Source organism: cf. Phormidesmis sp. LEGE 11477 (assembly GCF_015207105.1).
In the GTDB taxonomy this organism is placed as follows: Bacteria; Cyanobacteriota; Cyanobacteriia; order Phormidesmidales; family Phormidesmidaceae; genus Phormidesmis.
The window spans coordinates 1-24,612 of the sequence record NZ_JADEXO010000077.1 but is presented as its reverse complement, the minus strand read 5'-3'; the positions used below and the strand labels follow the sequence as shown (position 1 = coordinate 24,612).

The window sequence follows — 24,612 nt, the reverse complement described above, 5'->3', positions numbered from 1 at the left end:
TGCGGTTGATTGCCAATCCTCCGTATCCTCATAGATATGCAGTTGATTACTGACCCGCTCTTACTCCTAAAAAACCTGATCTTAAAGGTAGATACCTCCCCAGACTTAGCATCTGCTCTTCCTCTAGTTGTTCAAACAATCTGCACATGGTGCAGATGGAACTATGGTGAAGCCTGGCAGCTAGATCCCAAGACCCATCGACTGACCAATCAAACAACTTTTTGCAACATCGATAGTGACTCCGAAGTCAGCAAATCAGCCGCTAACTGTAGGTACTTTGAACAACTCAGCCAGAAATCTACATTTGCGCTAGGAGAAGGTATTCCTGGGCGAGTGTGGAGCTCTGGGCAGTGGGAATGGCATACGGACGTTTCAGCAGTCGATGACGAGGTCTTCGTGCGGACTGAAGCGGCTACTGCCTATGGCTTTAGAGCAACGTTTGGCATTCCTTTATTGGCAGGAGATCATATCCTAGCGGTTTTACTGTTCTCTAGTACGGAGACTCTACCAAAAAGCCCGCAGCTGATTGAAATTATCGAGATTATTTCGATTACTCTAGGACGCCTGATCCAGCGCCGCCAAAACGAAGAGTCTCTACAAGACAGTGACAATCGCTTGCGGGCTTTCATGGACAACAGCGATGCCATGGTTTTCATGAAAGATTCTAAGGGATGCTTCACCTATGTCAATCAGCCCTTAGAGCGCGAGTTTAGGCTGCAGCCAGATGAACTAATTGGTAAAGATGATTTCTATCTTTCTCCTAAGGAAGCAGCCAACCAGGTGCGTGAAAATGACGCAATGGTGCTGTCAACAAACCAATCTCAAGCGCTGACCGAAGTGGTGCCTACCCCAGATGGCGTTGACCGATACTGGCGGGTAAACAAATTTCCCTTTGCCGATCAGTTAGGGCAAAGATACGTAGGCGGTATGGCCTTTGATATTACTCAGCAGAAACAGCTAGAGGAGCGGTTGATGCTAGAACAGCTAGAACAGCAGCGCGTTAACGAATCGCTGGTGGCCGCGACCAAAGCTGCCGAGGCTGCAACTAAGGCCAAAAGTAGCTTTTTGGCGATGATGAGTCATGAAATTCGCACGCCGATGAATGCGATGCTCGGCATGACTGAACTACTAGGTGACACTGGACTCGATGCTCAACAGCAAGATTTCGTCAACGTTATTCAGACGGGCGGAAATACTCTATTGGCAGTAATCAACGACATTCTCGATTTTTCTAAGATTGAGTCTGATAACTTAGAGTTAGAAGCTGGTCGTTTTGACCTATACGAGTGCGTAGAACAAGTTCTTACGTTGTTCTCTAGTCAAGCAGAGGAGAAAGGACTTTCTCTCACATCAGTGATTGAACCGATCGGATCGACCACTGTTCCAGCGTATTTTGAAGGCGATGAAGTGCGCCTGCGGCAAATTTTGTCTAATTTGGTCAGCAACGGTATCAAGTTCACTCAAAAGGGTGGGGTAAGTATACAGGCTAGTATCAATCCAGTTGCTGGCGGCGCACAGATCACAGACACCACTAAGCGCGAAACTAAGCCCGAATACGAACTCCAGTTCTTGATTAAAGATACGGGTATCGGCATCGACCAAGAGAAAATAACGCATCTGTTCAAACCATTTAGCCAGGCGGATACCTCCATGACCCGGCGATATGGTGGAACTGGGTTAGGTCTCGCTATCAGTAGGCAGCTAGTCGAGCTGATGGGCGGTAAAATTGATGTCGCCAGTGATCTAGGAGAGGGCTCTACTTTTCGCTTTTCAGTGAGGCTCTCGGGCGCTCACAGGTCTTCCCTGGACAGGCGTATTCATACTCAGATTGGACTAGAGCGTAAGCGGCTGTTGATTATTGACAGTCATGAAGTTAGCCGCAAATCCCTGGCTCTGCAGGCTCAATCTTGGAACTTGATAGTAGAAGTCGCTGCGTCCGCAGAGGCAGCACTAGTGAAGCTGTTTTGTCCGCATAAGTTTGATGCGATTACTATTGACGAATCTGTTTTGGAGCTAGGGAGCACCCAATCGGCGGCTCAGGTTCGAGATTTTCTCTCTTATTCGACGGTGCCGCTGATTCTACTACAGACTCGCTCGAACAGCGCCCTGGCCTCTCCACTGCTAGGGGATAAAACCACGCGGCTACTCAAACCGATTAGGCGATCGCAGTTCTACAATGCGCTGGTTCAACTTCTAGAACCTGAAGCGGGGACATGGCAAAGCGACGTCGGCAGTGGCGAAAATGGCGAACGTGAAGATGACACCGACAGTGGCCTTGAAGACAACAGCGGCGCAAAGCTGCCTGCCGATACCCTGCTCAGCGCTCAAAAACCTCTGCATATCTTGCTCGCTGAAGATATTTTGCTCAACCAAAAAGTCGCGCTGCAAATGCTAGCAACCTATGGCTATCAGGCCGATGTTGTCGGCAATGGTAAAGAGGCGATCGCCGCCTTGCAAAAGCGGCCATACGACCTGGTTTTAATGGACGTACAGATGCCAGAGATGGATGGACTAGAGGCCACCCAAAAAATTCGCTTAGACTCTGAGTGCGAACAGCCCTACATCGTGGCGATGACGGCGCATGCCATGCAGGGCGATCGCGAAAACTGTTTGTCAGCCGGCATGAATGACTACGTCAGAAAACCGATCCGCAGGCGCGACTTGGCAATGGTGTTGCAACAGTGTCCGTTCGATAGAAAAGCTAAACAGACAAACGCGCCTGAACAGAGGACTCCGCAGGTCGAAAGTTGTCCTGATCTACCCATCCTAGACACCACAATCATCGAAAGCCTTGATACCGACAGTGCCTTCTTGAAAGAAGTTTGTGACGGCTTTGTAGACGACGCCCCCAAGCGGATGAAAGAAATTCAATTTGCAATTGACCAGGCAGATGCGATCGCCCTTGCCGATACCGCACATGCCCTAAAATCGCTCAGTGGCTGTGTCGGAGCAATGTCACTCTTTCATTTATGTCAGTCGGTAGAAGCCGTCGGCAGAAGTAACTGTATCGAGCCAGCGCTGCCACTGATGGTTCAAGTCGTAGGCGAATACGAAAAAGTTCAGGTCGCGATACAAACCTACAAAGAGGGGCTGTAGTAAACATATGTAGCGCCTGCGATCTCCTATGCTGTTATGACACCCTTCGATCTTCATTCAGCTAGATAGGCACCGGCAAGCAGCAATGGCAAGCAGCGAGATCTCTATATCACCCAGTCCCAAGCAGCCTCAAAAGCAGCCTCAAATTGGATTGTTTTCTATGGTGCGTCTGGGCCTTTTCAATATGGGTCTAGGGATCATGTCCTTGCTGACGCTAGGCGTGCTCAATCGAGTCATGATTGACGAGCTGCAAGTGCCAGCCCTGGCGACCGCAGGCGTGATTTCGGTCTATCAGTTTATGGCACCGATTCGGGTCTGGTTTGGTCAGCTATCGGATGCGAAACCATTACTAGGGCATCATCGCAGTGGATACATCTGGCTGGGTATCGGCGGTATGGCCATCAGCGCCTTTGTCGCAGTGCAGGTAATGTGGCGACTAGGTGAGCACGTAGCCGACTTTGGCTGGGGAGCTGGTGCCTACCCCTGGGCCGGACTATTGGCAGCGGTATTTGCTCTCTACGGTATCGCGCTATCGGCTACTACGCCTTTTACCGCCTTGCTGGTCGATGTCTCTGACGAAAAAACCAAGTCAAAGATTGTCGGTATCGGCTGGTCGATGCTGATGCTCGGCATTGTGGCAGGTGTGGCCATAATTAATATTGTGCTGGGCTCGGTGGAAAATGCAAGTACGATTGCCGAGCTAAAAGGGCCAATTAACCGCCTGTTTATCGTGGTCCCAGCCATCGTAATTACCCTGACGCTGGTGAGTACGGTCGGGATTGAAAAGCGATTTTCTCGGCGATCACGGCGTTCGATGGCGAGCGATAGAGACGACAGCATCAGCTTTGCCCAGGCGCTAAAGGTGCTTACAGCTAGCCGCCAGACAGGTTTATTTTTCTGCTTCTTACTCGTCTTGTGCCTGAGCTTGTTCACGCAAAATCCGGTACTAGAGCCCTATGGCAGCCAGATTTTTGGCATGACCATTCAGCAAACAACGACGATCAATGCCTTCTTTGGCATGGGCACGCTGATTGGCATTATCGGCGCAGGCTTCGTGCTGATGCCGATGCTAGGCAAGAAACAAACGGTAAAGCTAGGCTGTGGGATAGCCTCGGTCTTTCTGCTGGGGCTGATCGCAGTGGGGCTAACGGCCAATCCAATGGCGCTAAATCTAGCAGTGGGCCTATTTGGTCTGGCCTCTGGCGTGCTGACGACAGGTTCGATTGTGTTGATGCTAGATCTAACGGCGGCTGAAACAGCAGGGACTTTTATTGGCGCTTGGAGCTTGGCCCAGGCTATGGCCCAAGGGGGCGCTTCTCTATTGGGTGGCGGATTGTTGTCTTTGGGCAAGGTGTTGACGGGCGCGTCGGCGGTGTCAGATCCTAGCGCGGCCCAGCTACTGCCGGCCTATGGCTTGGTATTTGCTGTGCAGGCGGTGGGCATGTGGATTGCGATCGCCCTGGTTGGCCGCGTAGACATTACTGAATTTCAGCTCGATGCCAAACAAGCAATCAGTGCAGCGCTAGAGAATGATTTAGACTAAGTAGCCAAAGTTAGAATTTTCATCGAGATTTTAACTAAAGACTTTACTAGACAATCGGGCCAAAGCATGAAAGACGCCACAACCACAGCAGACTACTGGCATCAGATTACCAACTTTGCTAGGAGCACCAGCGAACAAGTCGGGGCAGAGCTGATAAGTGCCTTTGGCACAGCCACCGCTGAGCAAAAATCAGATGGTAGCCTAGTGACAAAGTACGACAAGTGGGCGGATCAGGAGTTGCGCGATCGCATTGCCGAAGCCTTTCCTGAGCACGGCGTCTTGACCGAAGAAGCCGAACATACCTTTCCGGCTACAGACTGGTGCTGGGTGATCGATCCGATCGACGGCACGACCAACTTTGCGCGCGGGGTGCCACTGTGGGGCGTTTCACTAGGTTTGCTCTACCAAGGTACGCCGGTTTTTGGCCATGTTTACATCCCCCCAATCGACCAGCACTTCCACGGGTTCTTTTCTGGCCGCTCTGGACTTGATATGCCAAAAGGCGCTTTTGCCAACGGCGAAGCCATTTGTATTGGCACAGATTGTTCAGCCGCGCCATCTAATACTCGCCTGTTTAGCCTGTGCGCTCGCAGTCTAAAAGTGCTGCAAAATCCATTTCCCTGCAAAATTCGGATGCTGGGCGTAGCCACCTATAACCTGTTGAGCGTCGCTTCAGGGGTATGTCTTGGTGCGGTAGAAGCCACGCCCAAAATTTGGGATATTGCAGCAGTGTGGGTGATCACGCAGGCTGCTGGCGCGAGCTGGATCGACCTCAATGGAGAAGCGGCCTTTCCGCTAGAAGTGGGTAAAGACTACAGCACCCATCCTTTTCCAACGCTGGTTGCCCGGCCAGAATTGGTTGAAAAATTCGAGAATTTGGTCAAAGTTATTCTGTAAAATTCTGGCTGTTACATGCTCTTGGGAATCACCTTGTTTGGTTTCATCGGCCTGGCTATGGCGGGTAATGTCTCCGATTTGTTTTACGGGCTGTTAGGTCTAGTGGTAATTTTGGGAATACCTTTGTTTATTATTCATTCAATAGCTATACATGCAGAGAAACGGCATCAGCGCAGATTTACCAGGTAAGCTCGGGTTGGCGTCAACAGCACGATTAAAAAACAGCGTCTTGCCTTTTCTGCCGCTTGGCCTAGCCGCTGGGTTGCTTTTGAATGCGATCGCCCCTGCTAAAGCAGATTTCAACGAAGCAGGCATGAGATTAGCGAAGACCGAAGATGTCGGTGCGATCGCTTCATCTCAACCTGCTACTAATACTAAGCAATCCAACAGCTTTAGCGACGTTGGTGCAGACTATTGGGCCCAGCCCTTCATCGGTGGTCTAGCTGTTGGCGACTACATCAGCGGCTATGATAACGGTCAGTTTCGCCCGAACCAACCCCTCACCCGCGCCGAGTTCGCAGCGATGCTGACCAAGGCATTTGCCGATGCGCCTGCAGTGCGATCAACTGCGATTACCTTTACAGATATTAGTAATGTCGCCTGGGCCGTTCCTGCCATCAGTTTTGTAGAGTCTCGTGGATTTATGAGCGGTGTGGGCCAAGGCCGATTTGATCCTAGCTCTAATATCTCTAGAATTCAGGTAATTACAGCACTCAGCAGCGGCTTAGGTCTAGATCCTATAGACGATACTGAAATGTTTCTGGCGACCAACTACACAGATATGCGCCAGATCCCGTTTTGGGCCTATAGCCCGGCGACCGCCGCCACCATGAATGACATTGTCGTCAATACAGCACCTGTCACCATGCCGACGCGGCTAGAACCTAACAGAGCCGCCACGCGAGGCGAAGTGGCCGCCATGGTCTATCAGGCCCTGGTCAAACAAGACGAGATCGCGCCTATTAATGCCGCTAGTCCTGCCACAACACACATTGTTGGTTTTTAACTGTAGGCGTCTGGCTGTAGGCGTCTGACTATAGGCAATAATCTCTCAGGTAGAGGCTATATATCGCTGGTCAAGTGACTAGCGATATCTGAAGCGGCGAATTTTTTATGCAGCTGTCCGTCTGACTCAAAGCAGGGAACAATACTTTAGAACCATAGCGTTCGCCACTTTACTCTGCACATCTATATAACAGCAAAACCTTTGTTACCAAAGAGCAAAGTGGCGGGCGGGCGAGCACAGGCTTGGCACTCTCTTTGAATAAGCATTCGTTGCTAGATATATATCGAAGAGCGTGCCAGGAGATCTACACAAGATCTAAGCACGCTTATCTTTCACCTACTTTTCGATCAAAACCAAACTTTATGACTCTCATGACTAAGAACTTTCGCAGCCCATCGTTGAGGCTTGGATTGAAGCTTGGAATTTTGACAGTTCTCGTCGGCCTTCTAGGTGCTAGCTGCTCGTCGTCTCAGCCCAACACCGCACTTGTAGAGTCCGCTGTCACAACCGAAGAAGATACTGCTAAACAGGCAAAAGGCACTTCCGAACCGACTGTGCCTAAAGCTGACTCTGTTGAATCTGAACCTATTGGGAAAGAAGTTCCTGCTGTCTCGGCGACTGAAGCTGGCGAAGATGCTGGGGCTGTTGAAGACCGTTCGCAAACAGCGGTAGATAATACTGTCGATATTGAAATGGGCATGCCTTACGCCGAGGCTAGAGCGCGGATTATCCAGCAGGGCTGGGTACCGGAAGCAGGCCCTGAACCTGGGCCTTATGGTGGGGAACGAGCGCTGTACGATGAGGGCTACACAGAAGTTGATTCCTGTTCTGGCACTGGACTAGGCCCCTGTCTATTTTACTTCTCTCATCCAGAGCGCACTGGACCTAATGAAGAAAACGTTCTTAGGGTTGGCACCAATGGCGGCTCGTCAAGACCTGAGATTGCAGGGTGGAGCACTTACGTTGGCACAACAGCCGCCGCCGCCACTAACACTGCGCTAGTCTCCGAGATTCCAGCTCAATTTCAGGGGAAGTGGGATGCTGGCATAGAAGGATGCACTGTACCCTACAGCGATGGTCGCCTTTTGCTTGAGCCGAGGCGCATTCAGTTCTATGAGTCTTCAGGGCCGGTGGTAGAGGTAATCGCACAGGGAGAGTCTGAGATTACGGTATATGCTGAGCTTTTTAGTGAAGGCACCTCTTTTTCAAAGACGAGTACCTTTCAGCTATCTGACGATCGCATGTCTTTAAGCGATCCGGCTAGTGGGATTGTTTGGTACCGCTGCCCTGATAGCTAAGGACTCTGATATCTATAGCTCTTGTCAGCTCTTGTCACTTGGCTGAGGTACAGTCTTCAGGCCGAAAGTCCTACAGGACAACGGGCCAAGTGACTAGCCTGTCCCGTAGGCTTTGCCTTCTCGCAGAGTATGCATCCGGTACAGGCTAAAAAATAACGGAACTATCAAAGATACAGGTACTAGCTAATAAGAGTGAATGCTACTGCCAGGTTTCTAACGCGGCGGTCCAGAAAGACAGGCGGCTAGAGACTTGCGATCGCCTAGACTCAAAGGTCGCCGCTATCCAGATAAACACCAGCCCTAGGACAATGCCCACCGCCCATAGCAGCAGAGAGTTCTCGCTGATAAACAGCCACAATACTCGCAAAATCTGCAAGACGAAAGTGGCCGTGCCGACATACAAGAAAGCTCTGACTTTCAAGATCAGTCCCGCGAAGATAAACAGAATTCCTAGCACAACTGCGACAGTCGCAAACAGTAGAATCGGCTCGGATACTTCTGTCTGATACAGAGTGCTAACGCCAACTAATCCACTAGCTAGCACTCTGATCCAGTGCTTTTGCTGCCGCTTGGAGCGGTTGCGAAAATACGGCTCTACTTCGGTGATATACAAAATTGAAAGTGAAACAATTAGACTAAAAGTAACTGCGCTTAGCCATTGATTGTCACTTAAATAGTTCACCAGCGCTAGATCGAACAAAGCAATGCCAATATAGCTCAGTCGGATTCGATCGGTTCGATTTGCCATCCAGGCATAGAAGGCAGCGACGATCAACAGTCCCTGAGTGTGAACGTTTGTCCAAGTGATGGTGAGGGTTAATAAAGGCAGCCAGAGGCCCAGCGATCGCATCTCATCTTTCCAGCCCCAGCGCTCCCACGGCAGTGCATAGAGGCCAGCGCCAATACCACAGGCGATTGCCCCACCCCAGATCAACAATCCGGTTTGGTTAGGAAACCATGCGAATCGATCGTAGGCTATGCAAAGTAATCCCCCTAAAAGACCTACTCTTGTCCAAGTAGCATGATTAGCGACTAACGGCTGCGGTGTCCACAAGCGATTACCCACTATAACGGCATAGCTAGAAGTGAGTAGCGCTGTGACTGTCCAAAGCGTAATGCCTAGGGGCTGACTAAGTTCTGGTGCTGGCGCGATCGCGCACAGTATCCCTGCCACTGCCCAGTGACCATGATTTGCCAGCGTAATTAAATCGGTAGGAAGCCTCGAATATCTCGCTAGCTGGCGACCCGTCACTCGGTATAGCACGGTCAGCAGTAAAGCCAGCATTGCTAACAGCGTCACCCCGTCACCCGCTTCACCACCGCTTGCTTGCGCTAGCTGATAGATCAACAGTTCATAGGCACCGATCGAGAGGCCCAATAGTCCTATTCCACTCGGCAGATTGGCATTGAGCCGCGTCCAAGCCTGCCTGCGGCCTACCCCCACCCAGAGCAGTCCCCCGACAATAGTGAACCAGCCCGTACTGGCTGAAAATGTCGTATGCCCAAGCCATAGCCCTAACCCCGCATAGAAGACCGGAATAATATGCCAGCTAGAGCGATAGGGAGGATGTTTGATTGTCCAGATATCGCCAGCGATCTGAGCTATCAGCCCCAGTGCCAAAGCTGCCATACCCAATAGCATCAGCGTGGAGGTCATGCTTGCTGGTCTCTGAAGCATCAGTGCTAAGGCGACTACAATTCCAGCAGCCCAGGCTACGCTGTAATACTGCCAGTTGGCGGCGCGATGGCGCAGACGTTCGGCTAGAGCCGCCAGCAGCAGAATGAAGCTTGCAATCAGATATCTGACGTAGACAATACCGTCAGAGCTGATGACTTGAGCGTCTGAAAGTATCGTTGCCACCGCGAGCGTTCCCCACAGTAAGAGCGTGATCATCAGCCCCATCGCCCAGTTTCGTAGGGCTTTGGTGTAGAGCCGACCCAGCTCGCCTGCGGAGCGCTTTGCCAACTGCCGCTGTATCAGCCACAGCGCCCAGATCACTATCATCCAGAAGATTGTCATCCGCCCAGCGCTATGATCCATCCGTTCTAGCAGGCCACGCCACACGACGCTCGCTATCAATAGCAATGTGAAGCCCACGGTGAATTGAGCTGCCCATAGACGCCGCCAGATACGGCTGTTAATCCCAGTACAGATGGCCGCGATCGCAAAGCTAGCAATAGCGACAGGCCAGTTGACTAGCCAAGGTAGCTGCATCAAAAAGCCGAGAGTAGCTACCTTAGCCACGGATATAGGCCAAAGGGTCTGACGATGGTTAGCGACAACGGTCAGCACCATCGGCACCGATAGCCACAGCCAGGGCGGCGTCTCTGCCCAGCTCGCCAGCATCAGGCCATAGCTAATAGCTGCCAGGATCACGCCTGCCCCCCAAGTATTGAGCTGCAATCGCCGACTGCGGAGGTAAGGATGGCTCAGGAATTCGGTGATCGCACCGCCCAAAGCAATACAGCCCCAAGTCAACAAGCTCAGCGTCGGCGCAACGTAATAGATCCAGCTTGCTGCCGCTGCCAAACCCAGCCCATGTGTTAGCGTCAATAGAAGGCTAGGCAACCCGCGTCGGTGGGTTAGAACCCAAGCCAAAGTCGCTGTCGATAGGGTCAAATTCACAGCTGCGGTAAAGCTATTGCCCAGGCTCAACAGCGCTAGAAACAAACCCGCCCACAGCGTTATTTGCTCTGTTACTTGCACCAGGGGTTGCTGTTCTTGGTAGCGAAGATAAGCAGCAAATCCCAGCATCCCTAATAGAAAAGGAAAGAAACCCAGGCTGGCCCAGTCTACGGTCTCAATTGTGCCAATATCAAACCAGGTCGATAACAGCGTCAGCAGGCGATCGCGCAACGTCGTTGGCAGCACCGTCCACACGAGCGCGTAGGTCTGTAGCGAAACGCCTAGAACCGCCAGCAGACAGTCTCTTGTCCAAGACTGATGTAGTTTTATCCAGAGCAGGTTGAGCGCCAGCATACTAATTGCGATCGCCTGCAAAGGTGGCACCTGCCCCACCGTCACTATCCAGCCCAGTACCAGCAGCCCAAATCCAACTCTCTCCCACACAATCCGGCTAGATTTTTGGCGAGTCAGCCACACCAACAGCCACCCACAAATACCTGCCGCTAGCCCGAGCTGATACGGCGGCACCTGAGCAATCAGCAAACTGCGAACCAACAGAATGACGCCAGAGAGCACGACTGCCAGCACGTCGAACGACAAACCGCTATCCGCTGAGCTGTTTTCTAGATCGGCAGCAGAGGCATTCGGCAGCTCTGTTGGATCGGTTGTTGGATCAACTGTTGGATCGGCAGTTGAGGTGCCAGTTGGAGTAGTGGGTGAATCAACGATGCCTTCAGCGGCATGACGGTCTTGATAGATCAAATTGGCCGCCGTTGAGATTGCGCCAATGTAGGTGGCTAGTACTGGCCAAGCGGCAAAGCCCCAGCCCCAGTGCAGCCAGCTCAGGCCAACTAGATTAATCCGATTGGTGCGCCGAGGCATCAGTTCATTTGAAAGACTAAGGGGAAGTAGGGTGAGTGCGATCGCAGCCACACCACACACGGCGAATCCAAACGCATCGCTCAGTGCGCCAAAGCGATCCATCATCCAAAAGTTCACCGGAATCAGCAGCATCGTCGCTAGTGCCAGCATCCGCCCGGTACTCCGCAAATTATCCTGCCGCTGCGCCCAAATGCTCGCTGCCCAAAACGCCAGCGTGTAGGCAAATAGCACACAGTACTGTCCTACTGGCGAAAACGACTCCCACTGACTTGCCGCCAGCACCCCCGAGGAAACAACAACTAAAAAGACCCCGAGAAACAACAGCCAAATAACGCTGATTTCTTCGACCAGCGCTGCCAGCGCTTGAGCAATCCGGTTAGGCGGCGCTAGCACCTGATTTTCTTCTGTTGCCATCACTGGCGCTAACTCACCAGCCGCTTCATCTGCTTCAGTCGCTTCGCCGCCCAAAGGCTTGTACACCAGCGGCAGCGGCTCACTCATCGTCAGTGCGATTTCTCGCACTTGCGCCTCAGAAAGCAGTCCTAGTTTCACCCATGCATCTAGCCCCTCCAGCAGCCGACTACTGACCTGTGGCGAGGTTAAATCTAGCCGAATATTGAGCCGCATGGTTATCTCTCGATCGCGTTGACCTGTAGCACTGGACTACATGATCGCAGCATAGAGACATTTTGCCGTGATCTAAGAATCCTATAGCCAGATTTCAGAACGGCTACCGTTTTTTTGTGGGCTTGTTGCGATCGCCGCTACGATGTAGCTATGAAATTTGAGTGGGACGAGCCAAAAGCTACCGCTAATGTGAAAAAGCACGGTGTAAGCTTTAAAGAAGCGGAGATCTTTGATAATCCTTTGGCTGTCATTTTCTCAGATGAAGCGCACTCTGTGGATGAATCTCGCGAAATCATTATTGGTCATTCTCAGCTTGGTCGGCTGCTACTAATCGCTTTTACAGAAAGGCGAGACCATGTGCGATTGATCAGTGATCGATTAGCGACTCGCCAAGAGCGTGAAGACTACGAGCAAAATATCTTCTGACAACATGGAAAATCTAAACGACGAACTGCTTCCTGAATACCAATTTGACTACGCTCAGGCTAAGCCGAATCGCTTTGTAGGTCATGATGAAGTCTCGGTAAGCAGAGTTGTGGTGCTAGTGTTCTGATGTGCCTGAATCAATTCTTGGCACTGAGCAGTCAGACGCCTGTCACCTTGTACCCACCACACCCAGATGTGAGTATCAAGGAGAATCACTGTAAAACGTCCCAGTCTTCTAAGGGGACAGCAGGTGAAAAGGGATCGTCATAGCGGTATGGCTCTTTTCCCTGCAAAGGATAGTCTAAGGATTCAGTTTGAGACGCCGTTGCATCCTTAGTCGATGAGCTTTTCTGAGCTTGCTTCGTCTTCAAGGTGCGAAGAAAATTTAGAACTTCGGCAGTTAATGAATCAGGAAGGCTATCTATTTCTTGGATCAAAAGTTCTTTGAGGGTCATAAATATCCTCCTGGCTGCTAGCGATCGCGCTTTTACTAGCTTAGCCCCTTACGCTATGCTACCGGCGGCGGTGATGGAAAATGGCACAGTGACTCGAGACGAATGGCTTAGTTTTATAGATGAGGTAGCGACAAGAAGACAAACAAAATTGAACTTATCTTCTTGCGATTTGACAGAATTGCCACCAGAGGTTGGAAAGCTTAGCGATCTGGAGTGGTTGATTCTTAGTGATAATCGACTAAAGAGTCTACCGGAAAGCATTACTCAACTTACCAATCTACAGTGTCTTGACCTAAGCGGTAACTTGTTGAGCGATCTACCGGAAAGCATAGGCTATCTCACAGAGCTTCAAGAGCTCAATCTTAGCGGCAATTATCTAAGCACTTTCCCTGACATTATTAGACAGCTACCCGCACTACGATGGCTTGTTCTCAATAGTAACCAGATTAGCAACTTACCTATTTGGACAGAGGACTTAGCTAAGTTAGATGTTTTGGATTTGAGGTGGAATCCTTTACCCATTCCTCTAGAAGTTTTAGCAGATGAATCCAACCCTTCAAAGATTTTAGATTTCTATTTCTCTCTGCAAGCCGAAGTCTCTCCCATATCTCTTTACGAAGCAAAACTTATTATTCTTGGAGAAGGCGGTGCGGGTAAGACCTCTCTTAAAAAGAAAATTGATGACGAGAACTATGAACTTTCTACAAACGAGAAAGCGACCGAAGGTATTGATGTTGTTCGCTGGGACTTCGCAATGGCTGATGGCAATATCTTTCGTACGAACATCTGGGACTTTGGCGGACAGGAAATCTACCACGCCACCCATCAGTTTTTTCTTACTAAACGATCACTCTATATCCTTGTGGCCGACACTCGTCGAGAGAATACAGATTTCTACTACTGGCTTAATGTTATCGAACTTCTTGCCGCCAGTAGCCCTGTCATCATTGTCAAAAATGAAAAGCAAGATCGTCAATGCGATATCGATGAAGTCCTTCTCAAAGGTCAATTTAATAACTTAAAAGATAGCCTGCCGACAAACCTGGAAAGCAACCGTGGACTGTATAAAGTCAAAGATGCCATCTGCTACCACATTCAACAACTTTCACACATTGGAGATTCCCTTCCCGCTTTTTGGGCAGATGTTCGTGCTGACTTAGAAGGAAGAAGGAAGGTAGAAAACACAATTACTCTTCAACAGTACTACGAACTTTGCGTACAACACGGCTGCACTGACAAATCCCGTATGCTCTTTGTCAGCAGTTACCTCCACGATCTCGGCGTCTGCCTCCACTTCCAAGACGACAAACTGCTCAAACGCACCGTCATCCTCAAACCCGAATGGGCCACCACAGCGGTATACAAAGTCTCCGACAGCGACACCATCCGCCAAAACAAAGGCCGCTTTACCGAAGCCGACACCGCCGAAACCTGGTTCGACAGCGAATACTCAGACCTGCGTGACGAACTCCTCCAGCTGATGATGCGCTTCAAACTCGCCTACGAAATACCTAATCAAGGGCCGAACGCCCCCGGCCACTACATCGCCCCCCAGCTCCTCCCCATCAGCAAACCACAATACGACTGGAACTCCGCCGACAACCTCATTCTCCGCTATACCTACGACTTCATGCCCAAAGGCATCCTCACCCGCTTCATCGTCGAAACCAATTCCCGCATCGAAAACCAAAACCACGTCTGGAAAAACGGCGTCATCCTCGCCGACAATTGGGCCAGAGCCGAAATCATCGAATACTACCCACAAAAAGAGATCCACATCCGCGTCAGCGGCACCAACAAAAAGCCCCTGCTCGAAGTCGTGCGCGGCGAGCTATGGAAAATCCACCAGTCCTACGAACGCCTAAAATACGACGAACTCATTCCTTGCAACTGTGCTCAATGCAAAGAAAGCAACAAACCAGAATCTTATCCCTACGAACTACTTTTGAAATATATTGGCGACCATCGCTACGACATCGAGTGCCGCGCCAGCTACGACAAAGTAGACGTGCGCCGCCTCATGAGCGATATTGGCGATGACCCCATGTCACCCTACGCAGAAGAAAAGGAAGTTCGAGCAACCAGGACAAAATCGGACGCACCTACGAACCTCTCAATTGGCAGAGACATCAAAGATAGCATCGTTATTATCGGCAACGACAACAATGCAAACATAGAACTGGCCCATACTGCCCGCGACATCAAAACCCTGCTCGACGAACTCTCCGAAGAGTACAACCCCAACAGCGCCAAGGGTCAAACTAAAATTGGGCAAGCTGCCATAGCCGAAATCAAGCAGAACTCGACGCTAAAGCAACGTGCAATAAAGGCGCTAAAATCCGCAGGTGATGAAGCGCTAGAGCAGGCTATCTCTCATCCCGCTGCTAAGGTTGTTGTCGGGGGTGTGAAAGGGTTTATCGAAGGCTAAAATTGCTACCGACCCCAAGCAGATATTAGCTCACTCTGCCGAACTTGCTCAAGCGCATGAGCATTCTGCAAATTCAACCACAGTTCTGGACTAGTCTCTAACACAGTCCCCAATTTGATCGCCATCGCTGCCGTGATCGCTAGCTCCCCAGTTATTAGCTGTTCTACCACCTGCGTCGAGACATCCAGCTTTGCCGCTAGATCTGCGGGCGTCATGTCATAGGTGTCTAGATAACTATGCTTCAGATGCCAGCCAGCGCTTTGACGCTGTCGCCTGTGATTCGTTGTTACCTTCTTTACTACAGCACTCATCGAATTGCCCTCTAGTGATAATCAAGGTAGTCTAAGTCGTCTGCAATACTCCCCACTGGTCTGAAGACTAATCTCATCGGTCCAGTTATCGTAAAAGCAAGGAAGCCTTTATAGTTGCCCTTCAAAGAATGACAGCCAGCTCCCGTTTCTTTTGCCTCTTGTCCTGGTTGGGCGCGGGGTAAATCATCTGCACTTGTAGCCGCCTCAATTAGATCAAGTATCTGATCAATTCTTGGTAGCTGCTTAGCAGGAAGCTTTGAGGGGTCGCTTCTACGAATATATAGTTTTAACCCCTTGTGCCTAATTTTTCCAATCTGCACTTCTGCCGCCGTTCTTAAGCTATCCCAACCTAACAGGAATTACAGACTAAAAAGAAGGGGTAAATGAACATCTACCCCTTCTCGCTCATTCATTTATCAAAGAAAGCTGCCTACTCAACCCCCTCGATCCGATTCTCTACTTCTTCATAGAGTTCCTGCAATCGCTCGATGTTTTCATCGCTGGTCTCCCAGTAGCCGCGACCGTTCACTTCTAGCAATGTGGTCACCATCCGCCGGAAGGAGTTGGGGTTCAAGTCCATCAGCCGCTTGCACATTTCAGGATCGTTGATAAAGGTGTCGTTGGTATCTTCGTAGACCCAGTTGTCTACCGCATCAGCGGTGGCTGACCAGCCCATCGTGTTGACCAGACGGTTCGAGAGTTCGCGCACGCCTTCGTAGCCGTTGGCAAGCATGCCTTCGTACCACTTGGGGTTGAGCAGCTTCGTGCGGGCGTCTAGGCGGACGGTTTCGGAGAGCGATCGCACCTGAGCATTCGCTGTCGTCGTGTCTGCCACAAAAGATGTGGGCTTCTTACCATCCTCTCTCAGACTTGCCACTACTTTAGTCGGATCAGAGTCGAAATAGTGAGAAACGTCGGTCAAGGAAATCTCTGATGAATCTAGGTTTTGGAAAGTCACATCGGCGGTCTTCAAAGAAGATTCCAACAAATCACGAGACTGTTCCATCATGCCTGGGTTATCACAGTTGAAGGCAAAAGACTTGCGTGCTAAATACATATCACGTAGCTCTTGCTCTTCTTCCCAACTGCTATTTTCCACCGCTAGGTTGACGTTGGCAGCGTAGGAACCAGAGGCATTAGAGAAAATGCGAGTGGCTGCATTACGCAAAGACATGCCAAATTCTTCGGACTGGGCGATCGCATGCTTCCTCACAAAGTTCATTTCTAGCGGCTCCTCGGCTTCTGCTGCCATCTTCACCGCCCGATCAAGCAGCGCCATCTGATTGACAAACAGATCGCGGAACACACCCGAGCAGTTAATCACTACGTCAATGCGCGGACGCCCTAGCTCTTCTAGAGAAATTAGCTCTAGTTTGTTCATTCGACCGAGGGAATCTGGCACAGGTTTTACGCCGACAAACCACATCATCTGAGCTAACGACTCACCATAAGTCTTGATGTTGTCTGTGCCCCATAGAACTGTTGCAATTGTTTCAGGATACGCGCCGTTGTTCTCTTTCTTCTGACGCTCTAGCAGCCGATCTACGACAGTTTTTGCAGACTGAACCGCCGCAGAAGTCGGAATTGACTGCGGATCAAGCGCGTGCATGTTCTTGCCAGTGGGCAAAACATCTGGGTTACGAATTGGATCGCCGCCAGGACCAGGCAGCACATACTCACCGTCAAGCGCGCTGAGCAGTGAAGAGAGTTCATTGTCTTTGACGACTTGCTCTAGGCAATATTGTAGGAATTCAAACAACGGCTTTAGTACATCGTTTTGAACGTTCTCGTAGCCCAAATCGTGAATGGCTTGAGTCCAAGGATCTTTAGCGCCACCAAAGCCAAAGGAAGAAAGCATCGACTTCATCGAGACTCGACCGTCGTCATTGATCTGAGCTTCGACCATGGCGGTGAGCGCAGCGCGAACGGCGCTGTTAATGTCGTATAGCAGTTGAACATCTTCTAGGTTGCCGCGATCGCTACTCTGATAGATCTGGTCAATATCGCGCTCAATGCTCTCAGCAATAATCCGCTGTAGGCTCTTTTGCTCTTCTTCAGGGCGATCAAGCGCAGAGATATTGACCAGGGTTGCGATCGCCTCTTCCGCCGTTGGTGGCTCTCCTACTACATGCAGTCCGCAGGGCAGCAAACGGGACTCAATCTCCATCAGCTTGATGTAGACCTTACCCACCAAAGTGTCTCTTTCTTCCTTACTCAGCCCGCTCGCATCTTCACCAGGCAGCTCAATATCCTTATCTAGATTCACCTGACGCGCCTTTTCAACAATCGCGTTCACAATCGGCAGTCCCCGACCACCCTCTTTCAGAGTTTGATAAGAGCCGATTAGATCGCTCAGTTCCTTAAGCCCTTTGTACAGCCCTGCATTCTCAGCCGGAGGCGTCAGGTAGCTAATGGTCGAAGCATAGCCACGACGCTTGGCAATGGTCGCCTCAGACGGGTTATTCGCGGCGTAATAGTAGAGGTTTGGCGTGTTGCCAATCAGGTTGTCGGGATAGCATTTCCCAGACATGCCCATCTGCTTACCCGGCATGAATTCTAGCGAGCCGTGGGTGCCAAAGTGCAGAACCGCGTCGGCCTTCCAGATTTTCTCTAGATAGGTGTAGTAGGCAGCAAAGCCGTGGTGAGGACTGGCAGAGCGAGAGAACAACAGTCTCATCGGGTCGCCTTCGTAGCCGAAAGTAGGCTGCACGCCGATGAACAAATTGCCAAATGCTTTGCCATAAACCAACAGATTTTGGCCGTCGGTGTTGAGCTGTCCTGGCGGTGGCCCCCAGTTCTCTTCTAGCCGCTCGGAATAAGGCGTTAGCTCTTCGTATTCAGCTACAGACATGCGGTGAGCGATGTTCAAATTTGGACTGTTGAACTGTGCCTGGGCGTCGTTGATCACCAACTGCATTAGCTCTTCAGACGTTTCGGGCATATCCTCGATGGTGTAGCCCTGTTCTTTCATCTCTTCCATCACCCGAAAGATAGAGCCAAACACGTTGAGATAGGCGGCTGTGCCGACGTTGCCTTTATCCGGCGGAAAGCTGAAGACCGTGATTGCCAGCTTTTTGTCCACACGAGGCAGTTTACGCAGCCTGGCCCACTTCAGTGCCCGAGTCGAAATCGCTTCTACCCGGTCTTGCAGAGTAATCGCCCGACCAGTCATGCCATCACGACCAGACATAATAATCGGCTCAATCGCACCGTCTAGCTCAGGAATCGCCATTTGCAAAGCGACTTGAACGGGGTGAAGACCTAAATCGCTCGCTTCCCATTCCTCTGTAGTTTGAAAAACGAGGGGCAAAGATACCATGTAAGGACGATTCAGCTTTTGAAGCGACTCAATCGCCTTGGGGTGGTCTTGTCGAGCTGGCCCTCCTACTAGCGCAAAGCCAGTCAGAGAAACAACAGAATCAACGATTGCTTCAGTCGGCTCTAGCGGATCGAAGAAGTAAAGATCAACAGGCTTGGAAAAGTCTAAGCCACCTGCAAAGACAGGAATGACTTTTGCGCCTTTGTACTCTAGCTCTTGAACGATAGAGACATAGTGAGCTTCGTCGCCAGTGACGAGGTGAGTGCGCTGTAGTACCAGGCCAACGCAAGGGGCTAGCGGATTGCGATGAATTTCTGGAATGTCAGTGCGAGAGTCGTACCAGTTGAGATACTCGCGAATATCTTCAAACATTTCAGGGGCAAGCGGATGCCAAATGCCCATATCGGGATAGGTGACGGGCTGCTCGTAGGTGAGGCCATCGTCGCTAGGTGCGCCTTCGATCTCTTTGTCTGCCAAGACGTAGCGATCGCACAGCATCAGCAAGAAGTTCTCTAGGTTCTCCGCCGAGCCGCCCAGCCAGTACTGAAAGCTCAGCATAAAGTTGCGAGCGTCCTGCGCTTTTTCCACCGGCAAATACTTCAGCACCTTCGGCAAAGTCCGCAGCAGCTTCAGCATGGCATCTTCAAAGCCGCTGCCCTGCTTTTTGCGGCGCTTTTTCATGAATTCGCCGATGACGCTCTTCGACTGGCCAAGCTGCGCCATCGAGAAGCTGCCCAGTTTGTTTAGGCGCATCACCTGCGGCATCGAAGGGAAAACGACCGCAGCATCCAGGCGATCGCGATAGGGCTTCACTGCTGCCTCGACTTTGTCAGCTAGATCTTCAATAAAGATCAGCGAACCAATAAAGATGTTCGCTTCAGCCACGTCTCGTTTGAACGCTTCGTAATTCTCTTCACTACGAAGCTCTTCGATTAAATAGCCGCTGACTTCGACTGCGATTTGAGCATTGCTTTCATTGATCGAGCGTACTGCGGCGGAAAGAGAGCTTTGATACTGGGGCTCTAGAACGACATAAACCACTTTTACTAGATAGCGATCGCCCAACTCCTGTGGGGCAACGTGTCTAACAGTGGGTCGAACTTGAGTGAACATGCGTGAACTCCTAAGGTGAGATGTCGGACTACAGAGCCGAATGTTTCCTAATGGAAAGAAATGTTTACAAAGTGATGCAAATAAGGTAAGAAAGCCTTCTAAAACAGAGAGAGCTGCATTTTACCTCTAATAACTAATAACAGAGAAAGCTATACATACTCAGGGCTGACGGCTTGTTGTGACATAAGTTGACACAGTGTTCGGCAACACCTGCTGTTGTTACATGTCGTATCATTATTAGGTGAAAGAGTGAAAACTATTTTTTATTGCTCATATAAGAGAAGCCTATAGTATTGACAATATTTCTCTTTCAATTTACGGCAACTACTCTATAGCAACTTACGAATTGGCGAAGCTGAAAGAAAGGCTAAAAGATCGCCTCAAAAAGTCAGTTGAATACGCAACAAGATCTGAGACGCTAGAGATGAAAGGTCTTGAGTATGTACAAGGTGGGCACTATGCGAGTTTTGGTGATTGGTGGGACGCGGTTTATCGGGGTCTACCTGACGAAGCAGCTAGTTGAGCAAGGGCATGAGGTGACGTTACTCAATCGGGGAAATCATCCTGCGCCTGTGGGTGGAATAGAGACGATTGTGTGCGATCGCACCAACCCCGAAGCCTTAAAGCAAGCCCTATCAGACAAATCCTTCGACGCCATCTTTGACAACAACGGTCGAGAGTTAGCCCATACCAAACCGCTAGCCGATCTGTTCAAGGGCAAGCTCAAGCACTTTATCTACGTCAGTTCGGCAGGTGTCTATGCCAAAAGCGATCAGATGCCGCATGTAGAGGGCGACCCAGTTGATCCGAATAGCCGCCACAAAGGAAAGTTTCACACAGAAGATTACCTGCGTGAGCAGGGTGTTCCGTTCACAGCCATCAGACCTGTCTATATATATGGACCGCAGAATTACAACCCACTTGAAAAGTGGTTCTTTGATCGGCTAGTACGCGATCGGGTCATTCCGATTCCCGGTAGTGGGATGGCGCTGACTCATCTGGGGCACTGCCAAGATTTGGCTGCAGCGATGGTGTCCGTACTGGGTAATGATAAAGCGGTTGGGGAGATCTACAACGTTTCTGGAGAGAAGGCGGTGACTTTTGATGGGTTGGCTAGGGGGTGTGCGATCGCCATCGGCAGAGACCCCGATACCATCGAGATTGTCCACTACGATCCCAAAGATTTTGACTTCGGCAAGCAGAAAGCCTTCCCGATGCGCGTCCAGCATTTCTTTACCGATATCAGCAAAGCCAAAGCTGACCTAGACTGGCAGTCTCGATTCAGCCTGATCCACGGTCTCAAAGACTCATTTGAAAATGACTACATCGCCAGTAGTCAGCAAAAAGCAGACGTTGACTTCTCGCTGGATGATCAAATTCTGTCTCAGGTAGCAACTTGATTGTGCTCTTCTCTACTATGTAGCTGACGCTCAACAAGCGTAGAAGTAGATACAGAGTATGGCTCAGATTCTGGCTGTTTCAGAAATCATCACTACTTTTCGGCAAGTAGAGCAGAAGCTAGGACTGTCGCTGAGTGACGATCCGGATTTTTTCTTAGAATGGAGCAGTGACTTACCTAGCTTGACAGCAGCGGAGCGTTCAAGACTAGACGAGGTACGAAAAAACTACCTGTATCAAATTTCTGACGGTGCGCTGCTAGAAGAAACCATCAAATTAGTCATTCTGTTGCCGCTGCTAGAACTAGCTGGTTTTTACAGCACGCCTTATAAATTTCGAGCAGAAGTCCCCGTTGAAATAGAAGCGCTAGGAGACAACAACGAAATTCTGCGAGGACGAATTGATGGACTAGTGCTCTTAGAGCAGCTATGGGTTGTGGTGATTGAGTCTAAACAGACGACCTTCGATCTAGAGATGGCACTACCGCAGACGTTAGCTTATATGGCAGCTTCGCCAAGGCGGGATTTGCCGCTGTATGGCATGGTTGCTAACGGCAGTAGCTATTTATTTGTTAAAACTTTGGGCGATTCTCCGCAGGAGAGGCTTCGCCAACGCTACGGGGTGTCTGACTTGTTTGGGACTAGATTGCAATCTCGCAATAACCTACATGAAGTTCTAAAGATTTTGAAATATCTGGGCGGCTTGATAACGTGAGTTCTGCTCAGTGATTCAGGTCATATGCTTTGAGTCGAGTAGTGATGACGGTTCAGTGCTGCGCTTCGTCGCCTGAATTTATCAGCGCCAATTTACCCCAGACAATGCATAGGGAAACATAGCAATAGTTAGCCATATGTAAAAGGTAAGAATGTCTTCATCTCTTGAGGCAAGAACGTTAGACAGCGCAGAGCTTTTGACACAGATTACGGGCCAGCAGGTGCTGAACCGCGATTTGACTCCTCGGATCATGTTTCTATCGTCGATGGTGACGGTGCTAGTAGGGGTCGCTTACGCAGACGGACAGCTAGCGGATCGCGAAAGTCTGTATCTTCAAAAAGTTCTGAGTCAATTCGTATCACCTAAGAGTAGCCTCGGGAAAATGATTTCTCTGATGCTGAAGGGCGTACAAAGGCATAAAATTTATGCTCGCCCAAACGCGATTGGTTGTTTAATGAGCACCTTGTCAGTTTCTGAGAAACTGATCATTTTAGGATTTGGCTGTAGATTAGCGATCGCAGACGGCCACGCGGAAGCGCAAGAACGACAGTATCTCGAAACAGTAGCGAGTGCCGCAGCCGTGCCAACTCAGCAGATAAAGGCGCTCTTTTCTTGCCTTGATGGCAAGCAGTCTGAAGTCAATCAAGATGCTGTAGAAGAACTACGGTGGCTGCTAGATCCTCAACGCTTTCAAAGTATTGATACTGCGATTGTGAAGGCAGCTAGTTTTTTATCCTCTAAGTTCTTAACTAAGCCAAAGGCTCCAGTAAGTGTGGCTAGTCGCAAGCCATCATATGCGAAACTCGAAGAGTTTCAGGGCTATCGAGAGCAGTTAGGCACAATTTGCAGTGACCTCATAGAAGTGCTCAAAACAGAAGGTGAATACGATATTTTTCCATCAGTACTGGAAGAAGAAGTGCAGCAGCTTGCCCAAAAGATTCAATCTCAGAAATTCAGATTAGCAGTCGTAGGCGAATTTAGCCAAGGCAAATCGACATTCTTGAATGCGCTACTCGGTGAGGAATTGCAGCCAGTACGCGCCATTCCCTGTAGCGGAACGCTAACTGTACTTAAGTACGGTGCCGAGAAGCGAGTTGTCTGTTATTACAAAGATGGAACACAGGCTGTAGTTCCGTTTGATCAATATCAGCAGCGGGCATCTATCCCAGAAGAAGCGGCTTTAGGTAGCCGAGAGCTTGAGCTGGCAGAATCGAATATTGCTGAGATTGTACTGGAGCATCCGGGGCTAGAGCTGTGCCGTCATCACGTAGAGATTGTGGACTCTCCAGGACTAAACGAGCATCCTGATCGAACGGCTGTGACTGAGCGACTATTGCAAGATACCGACGCAGCTATCTTTTTGGCAAATGCACAGCGTCCGATGACGAAAGGCGAGCGGGATCTATTACAGAGCCTGAAGCATCGTTTGCAGAAAGAAGAGCCTAGTTCTCCGGCTGACAACTTGTTCGTGTTGATTAACTTTATGGATTTGTTGCGATCGCCCAAAGACGCAGCGCAAGTTAAAGCGTTAGTAAAGAATGCTGTACGCAATCCAGCAAAGCCTCTAGTCAGTAACGACAGTCGAGTTCACTTTGTGTCTGCGCGATCTGCATTGGAAGCAACCTTGACACAGACTCCCAACGAGCATTCTAAGCCTTTTGCAGAATTCATAAGCGCCCTAGAAACTTTCCTAGTAGAGGAAAGAGGCGAAATAACGCTCAAAAAAGGAATTGCAGATATTCAGCGGTTTGTTTCAGGCATCCAAGATGGTTTCGAGAAAATGACGAATATCTTGGAGGGAAAGCTCAGTCTATCAGCAGCAGAACGAAACAAAATACTAGAACAGACAGGCGAGATTAGCGGATTTGATGTCAAAATTCAGGTGCTTAAAGAGTCACTGATTGAAGAGTCAATATCAGATGTTTGCGACTCATGGGATCAGTGGTTAGAGGATATTGACGCCCGACTGATCAGTAAAGCCGAACAGTGGGAAACTGAACTTGAAGGAAAGAAAGAAATTCTCAAGGACTACGCGGAAAAATTTGTTGAGAATATTTCTGAAGAGCTGGATAATTGGTTGAAAGAATCTGTTGCAGAAACTATTCTAAAGCCTGAAGTAGAAGAAATTGAGAGCGAGATTATTGAAAAACTAGCAACTATACAGCGCGTCCTTAAATCTATTGATGATGGTACTGGCACTAGTTTGAATAAGCAGCTCGAACTATCAGGACTGGATGTTAGTCTCAAATTTCATTCCAAACTAAATCCCGATGCGGTGAAAGACGCGACAGGATTTTGGGATGGATTAGGCTTGATTGGCGGCGGTGCCGTAGTAGGAGGCGCGTTAGCTTTTGTTGGAGTTGGTCTACTACCAATTTTTCTAGCTAGTGGGGCCGCCGGCTGGTTTTTAGGTAGGAATGAGGAAGAAATGAAAAATGAATTGAAATTAGAAGCTTTCAATAAAGGTATCGAT

At 49.9% G+C, this 24,612-nt stretch carries 15 protein-coding genes; 11 read left to right on the top strand and 4 right to left on the bottom strand.

The window, feature by feature from the left end; translation table 11 throughout:
- Window positions 1-36: 36 nt before the first annotated feature.
- The 5 genes from IQ256_RS19205 (at window position 37) to IQ256_RS19185 (ending at window position 7,840) form a co-directional block, all read left to right on the top strand.
- The gene (locus IQ256_RS19205) at window positions 37-3,096 is read left to right on the top strand and encodes a response regulator (RefSeq protein ID WP_193857170.1); all 3,060 of its coding nucleotides are present in this window, start codon (window positions 37-39) and stop codon (window positions 3,094-3,096) included.
- Between the two features lie 85 nt (window positions 3,097-3,181).
- On the top strand, window positions 3,182-4,639 hold the full coding sequence (locus IQ256_RS19200) for a BCD family MFS transporter (protein WP_193857169.1): 1,458 nt from the start codon (window positions 3,182-3,184) through the stop codon (window positions 4,637-4,639).
- 66 nt (window positions 4,640-4,705) lie between these two features.
- Window positions 4,706-5,536: an inositol monophosphatase family protein gene (locus IQ256_RS19195; protein ID WP_193857168.1), complete on the top strand. Its 831-nt coding sequence runs from the start codon at window positions 4,706-4,708 to the stop codon at window positions 5,534-5,536.
- 151 nt (window positions 5,537-5,687) lie between these two features.
- Complete coding sequence (locus IQ256_RS19190) at window positions 5,688-6,542, top strand: S-layer homology domain-containing protein (RefSeq protein WP_193857167.1); 855 nt, start codon at window positions 5,688-5,690, stop codon at window positions 6,540-6,542.
- Window positions 6,543-6,913: 371 nt separating this feature from the next.
- Window positions 6,914-7,840, top strand: coding sequence for a hypothetical protein (locus IQ256_RS19185; RefSeq protein WP_193857166.1), 927 nt, complete (start codon window positions 6,914-6,916; stop codon window positions 7,838-7,840).
- Between the two features lie 199 nt (window positions 7,841-8,039).
- Here IQ256_RS19185 and IQ256_RS19180 read toward each other — a convergent pair whose 3' ends face one another.
- Window positions 8,040-11,975: a hypothetical protein gene (locus tag IQ256_RS19180; protein WP_193857165.1), complete on the bottom strand. Its 3,936-nt coding sequence runs from the start codon at window positions 11,973-11,975 to the stop codon at window positions 8,040-8,042.
- Between the two features lie 150 nt (window positions 11,976-12,125).
- On the opposite strand from IQ256_RS19180, the gene IQ256_RS19175 reads away from it, so the two are divergent.
- A complete protein-coding gene (locus tag IQ256_RS19175; RefSeq protein ID WP_193857164.1) occupies window positions 12,126-12,401 on the top strand; it encodes a BrnT family toxin in 276 nt (91 codons plus the stop codon).
- Window positions 12,402-12,405: 4 nt separating this feature from the next.
- The gene (locus IQ256_RS30100) at window positions 12,406-12,528 is read left to right on the top strand and encodes a hypothetical protein (protein ID WP_255516219.1); all 123 of its coding nucleotides are present in this window, start codon (window positions 12,406-12,408) and stop codon (window positions 12,526-12,528) included.
- 85 nt (window positions 12,529-12,613) lie between these two features.
- Here IQ256_RS30100 and IQ256_RS19170 read toward each other — a convergent pair whose 3' ends face one another.
- Complete coding sequence (locus tag IQ256_RS19170) at window positions 12,614-12,856, bottom strand: DUF2281 domain-containing protein (protein ID WP_193857163.1); 243 nt, start codon at window positions 12,854-12,856, stop codon at window positions 12,614-12,616.
- Here IQ256_RS19170 and IQ256_RS19165 point away from each other — a divergent pair.
- Window positions 12,846-15,284: a COR domain-containing protein gene (locus tag IQ256_RS19165; protein ID WP_228025073.1), complete on the top strand. Its 2,439-nt coding sequence runs from the start codon at window positions 12,846-12,848 to the stop codon at window positions 15,282-15,284. The genes IQ256_RS19170 and IQ256_RS19165 overlap by 11 nt on opposite strands.
- Before the next feature lie 5 nt (window positions 15,285-15,289).
- On the opposite strand, the gene IQ256_RS19160 is transcribed toward IQ256_RS19165, so the two are convergent.
- The gene (locus IQ256_RS19160) at window positions 15,290-15,595 is read right to left on the bottom strand and encodes a HigA family addiction module antitoxin (RefSeq protein WP_193857162.1); all 306 of its coding nucleotides are present in this window, start codon (window positions 15,593-15,595) and stop codon (window positions 15,290-15,292) included.
- A 430-nt stretch (window positions 15,596-16,025) separates the two neighbouring features.
- A complete protein-coding gene (locus tag IQ256_RS19155) occupies window positions 16,026-20,027 on the bottom strand; it encodes a magnesium chelatase subunit H (protein WP_193857161.1) in 4,002 nt (1,333 codons plus the stop codon).
- A 458-nt stretch (window positions 20,028-20,485) separates the two neighbouring features.
- On the opposite strand from IQ256_RS19155, the gene IQ256_RS19150 reads away from it, so the two are divergent.
- The 3 genes from IQ256_RS19150 to IQ256_RS19140 all read left to right on the top strand — a co-directional run.
- Complete coding sequence (locus IQ256_RS19150) at window positions 20,486-21,427, top strand: NAD-dependent epimerase/dehydratase family protein (protein ID WP_193857160.1); 942 nt, start codon at window positions 20,486-20,488, stop codon at window positions 21,425-21,427.
- Window positions 21,428-21,485: 58 nt separating this feature from the next.
- Entirely contained in the window at window positions 21,486-22,139 is a 654-nt protein-coding gene (locus tag IQ256_RS19145; RefSeq protein ID WP_193857159.1) for a hypothetical protein, read from the top strand.
- A gap of 151 nt (window positions 22,140-22,290) precedes the next feature.
- Window positions 22,291-24,612, top strand: a 2,322-nt coding sequence (locus tag IQ256_RS19140; protein WP_193857158.1) for a dynamin family protein, incomplete at its 3' end; no start/stop codon positions are given.

Coding starts and splice junctions, on each gene's coding strand:
- IQ256_RS19145 (WP_193857159.1), top strand. CDS start 21,486: ATGGCTCAGATTCTGGCTGTTTCAGAAATCATCACTACTTTTCGGCAA.
- IQ256_RS19155 (WP_193857161.1), bottom strand. CDS start 20,027: ATGTTCACTCAAGTTCGACCCACTGTTAGACACGTTGCCCCACAGGAG.
- IQ256_RS30100 (WP_255516219.1), top strand. CDS start 12,406: ATGGAAAATCTAAACGACGAACTGCTTCCTGAATACCAATTTGACTAC.
- IQ256_RS19200 (WP_193857169.1), top strand. CDS start 3,182: ATGGCAAGCAGCGAGATCTCTATATCACCCAGTCCCAAGCAGCCTCAA.
- IQ256_RS19160 (WP_193857162.1), bottom strand. CDS start 15,595: ATGAGTGCTGTAGTAAAGAAGGTAACAACGAATCACAGGCGACAGCGT.
- IQ256_RS19150 (WP_193857160.1), top strand. CDS start 20,486: ATGCGAGTTTTGGTGATTGGTGGGACGCGGTTTATCGGGGTCTACCTG.
- IQ256_RS19170 (WP_193857163.1), bottom strand. CDS start 12,856: ATGACCCTCAAAGAACTTTTGATCCAAGAAATAGATAGCCTTCCTGAT.
- IQ256_RS19185 (WP_193857166.1), top strand. CDS start 6,914: ATGACTAAGAACTTTCGCAGCCCATCGTTGAGGCTTGGATTGAAGCTT.
- IQ256_RS19180 (WP_193857165.1), bottom strand. CDS start 11,975: ATGCGGCTCAATATTCGGCTAGATTTAACCTCGCCACAGGTCAGTAGT.
- IQ256_RS19175 (WP_193857164.1), top strand. CDS start 12,126: ATGAAATTTGAGTGGGACGAGCCAAAAGCTACCGCTAATGTGAAAAAG.
- IQ256_RS19195 (WP_193857168.1), top strand. CDS start 4,706: ATGAAAGACGCCACAACCACAGCAGACTACTGGCATCAGATTACCAAC.
- IQ256_RS19205 (WP_193857170.1), top strand. CDS start 37: ATGCAGTTGATTACTGACCCGCTCTTACTCCTAAAAAACCTGATCTTA.
- IQ256_RS19190 (WP_193857167.1), top strand. CDS start 5,688: ATGCAGAGAAACGGCATCAGCGCAGATTTACCAGGTAAGCTCGGGTTG.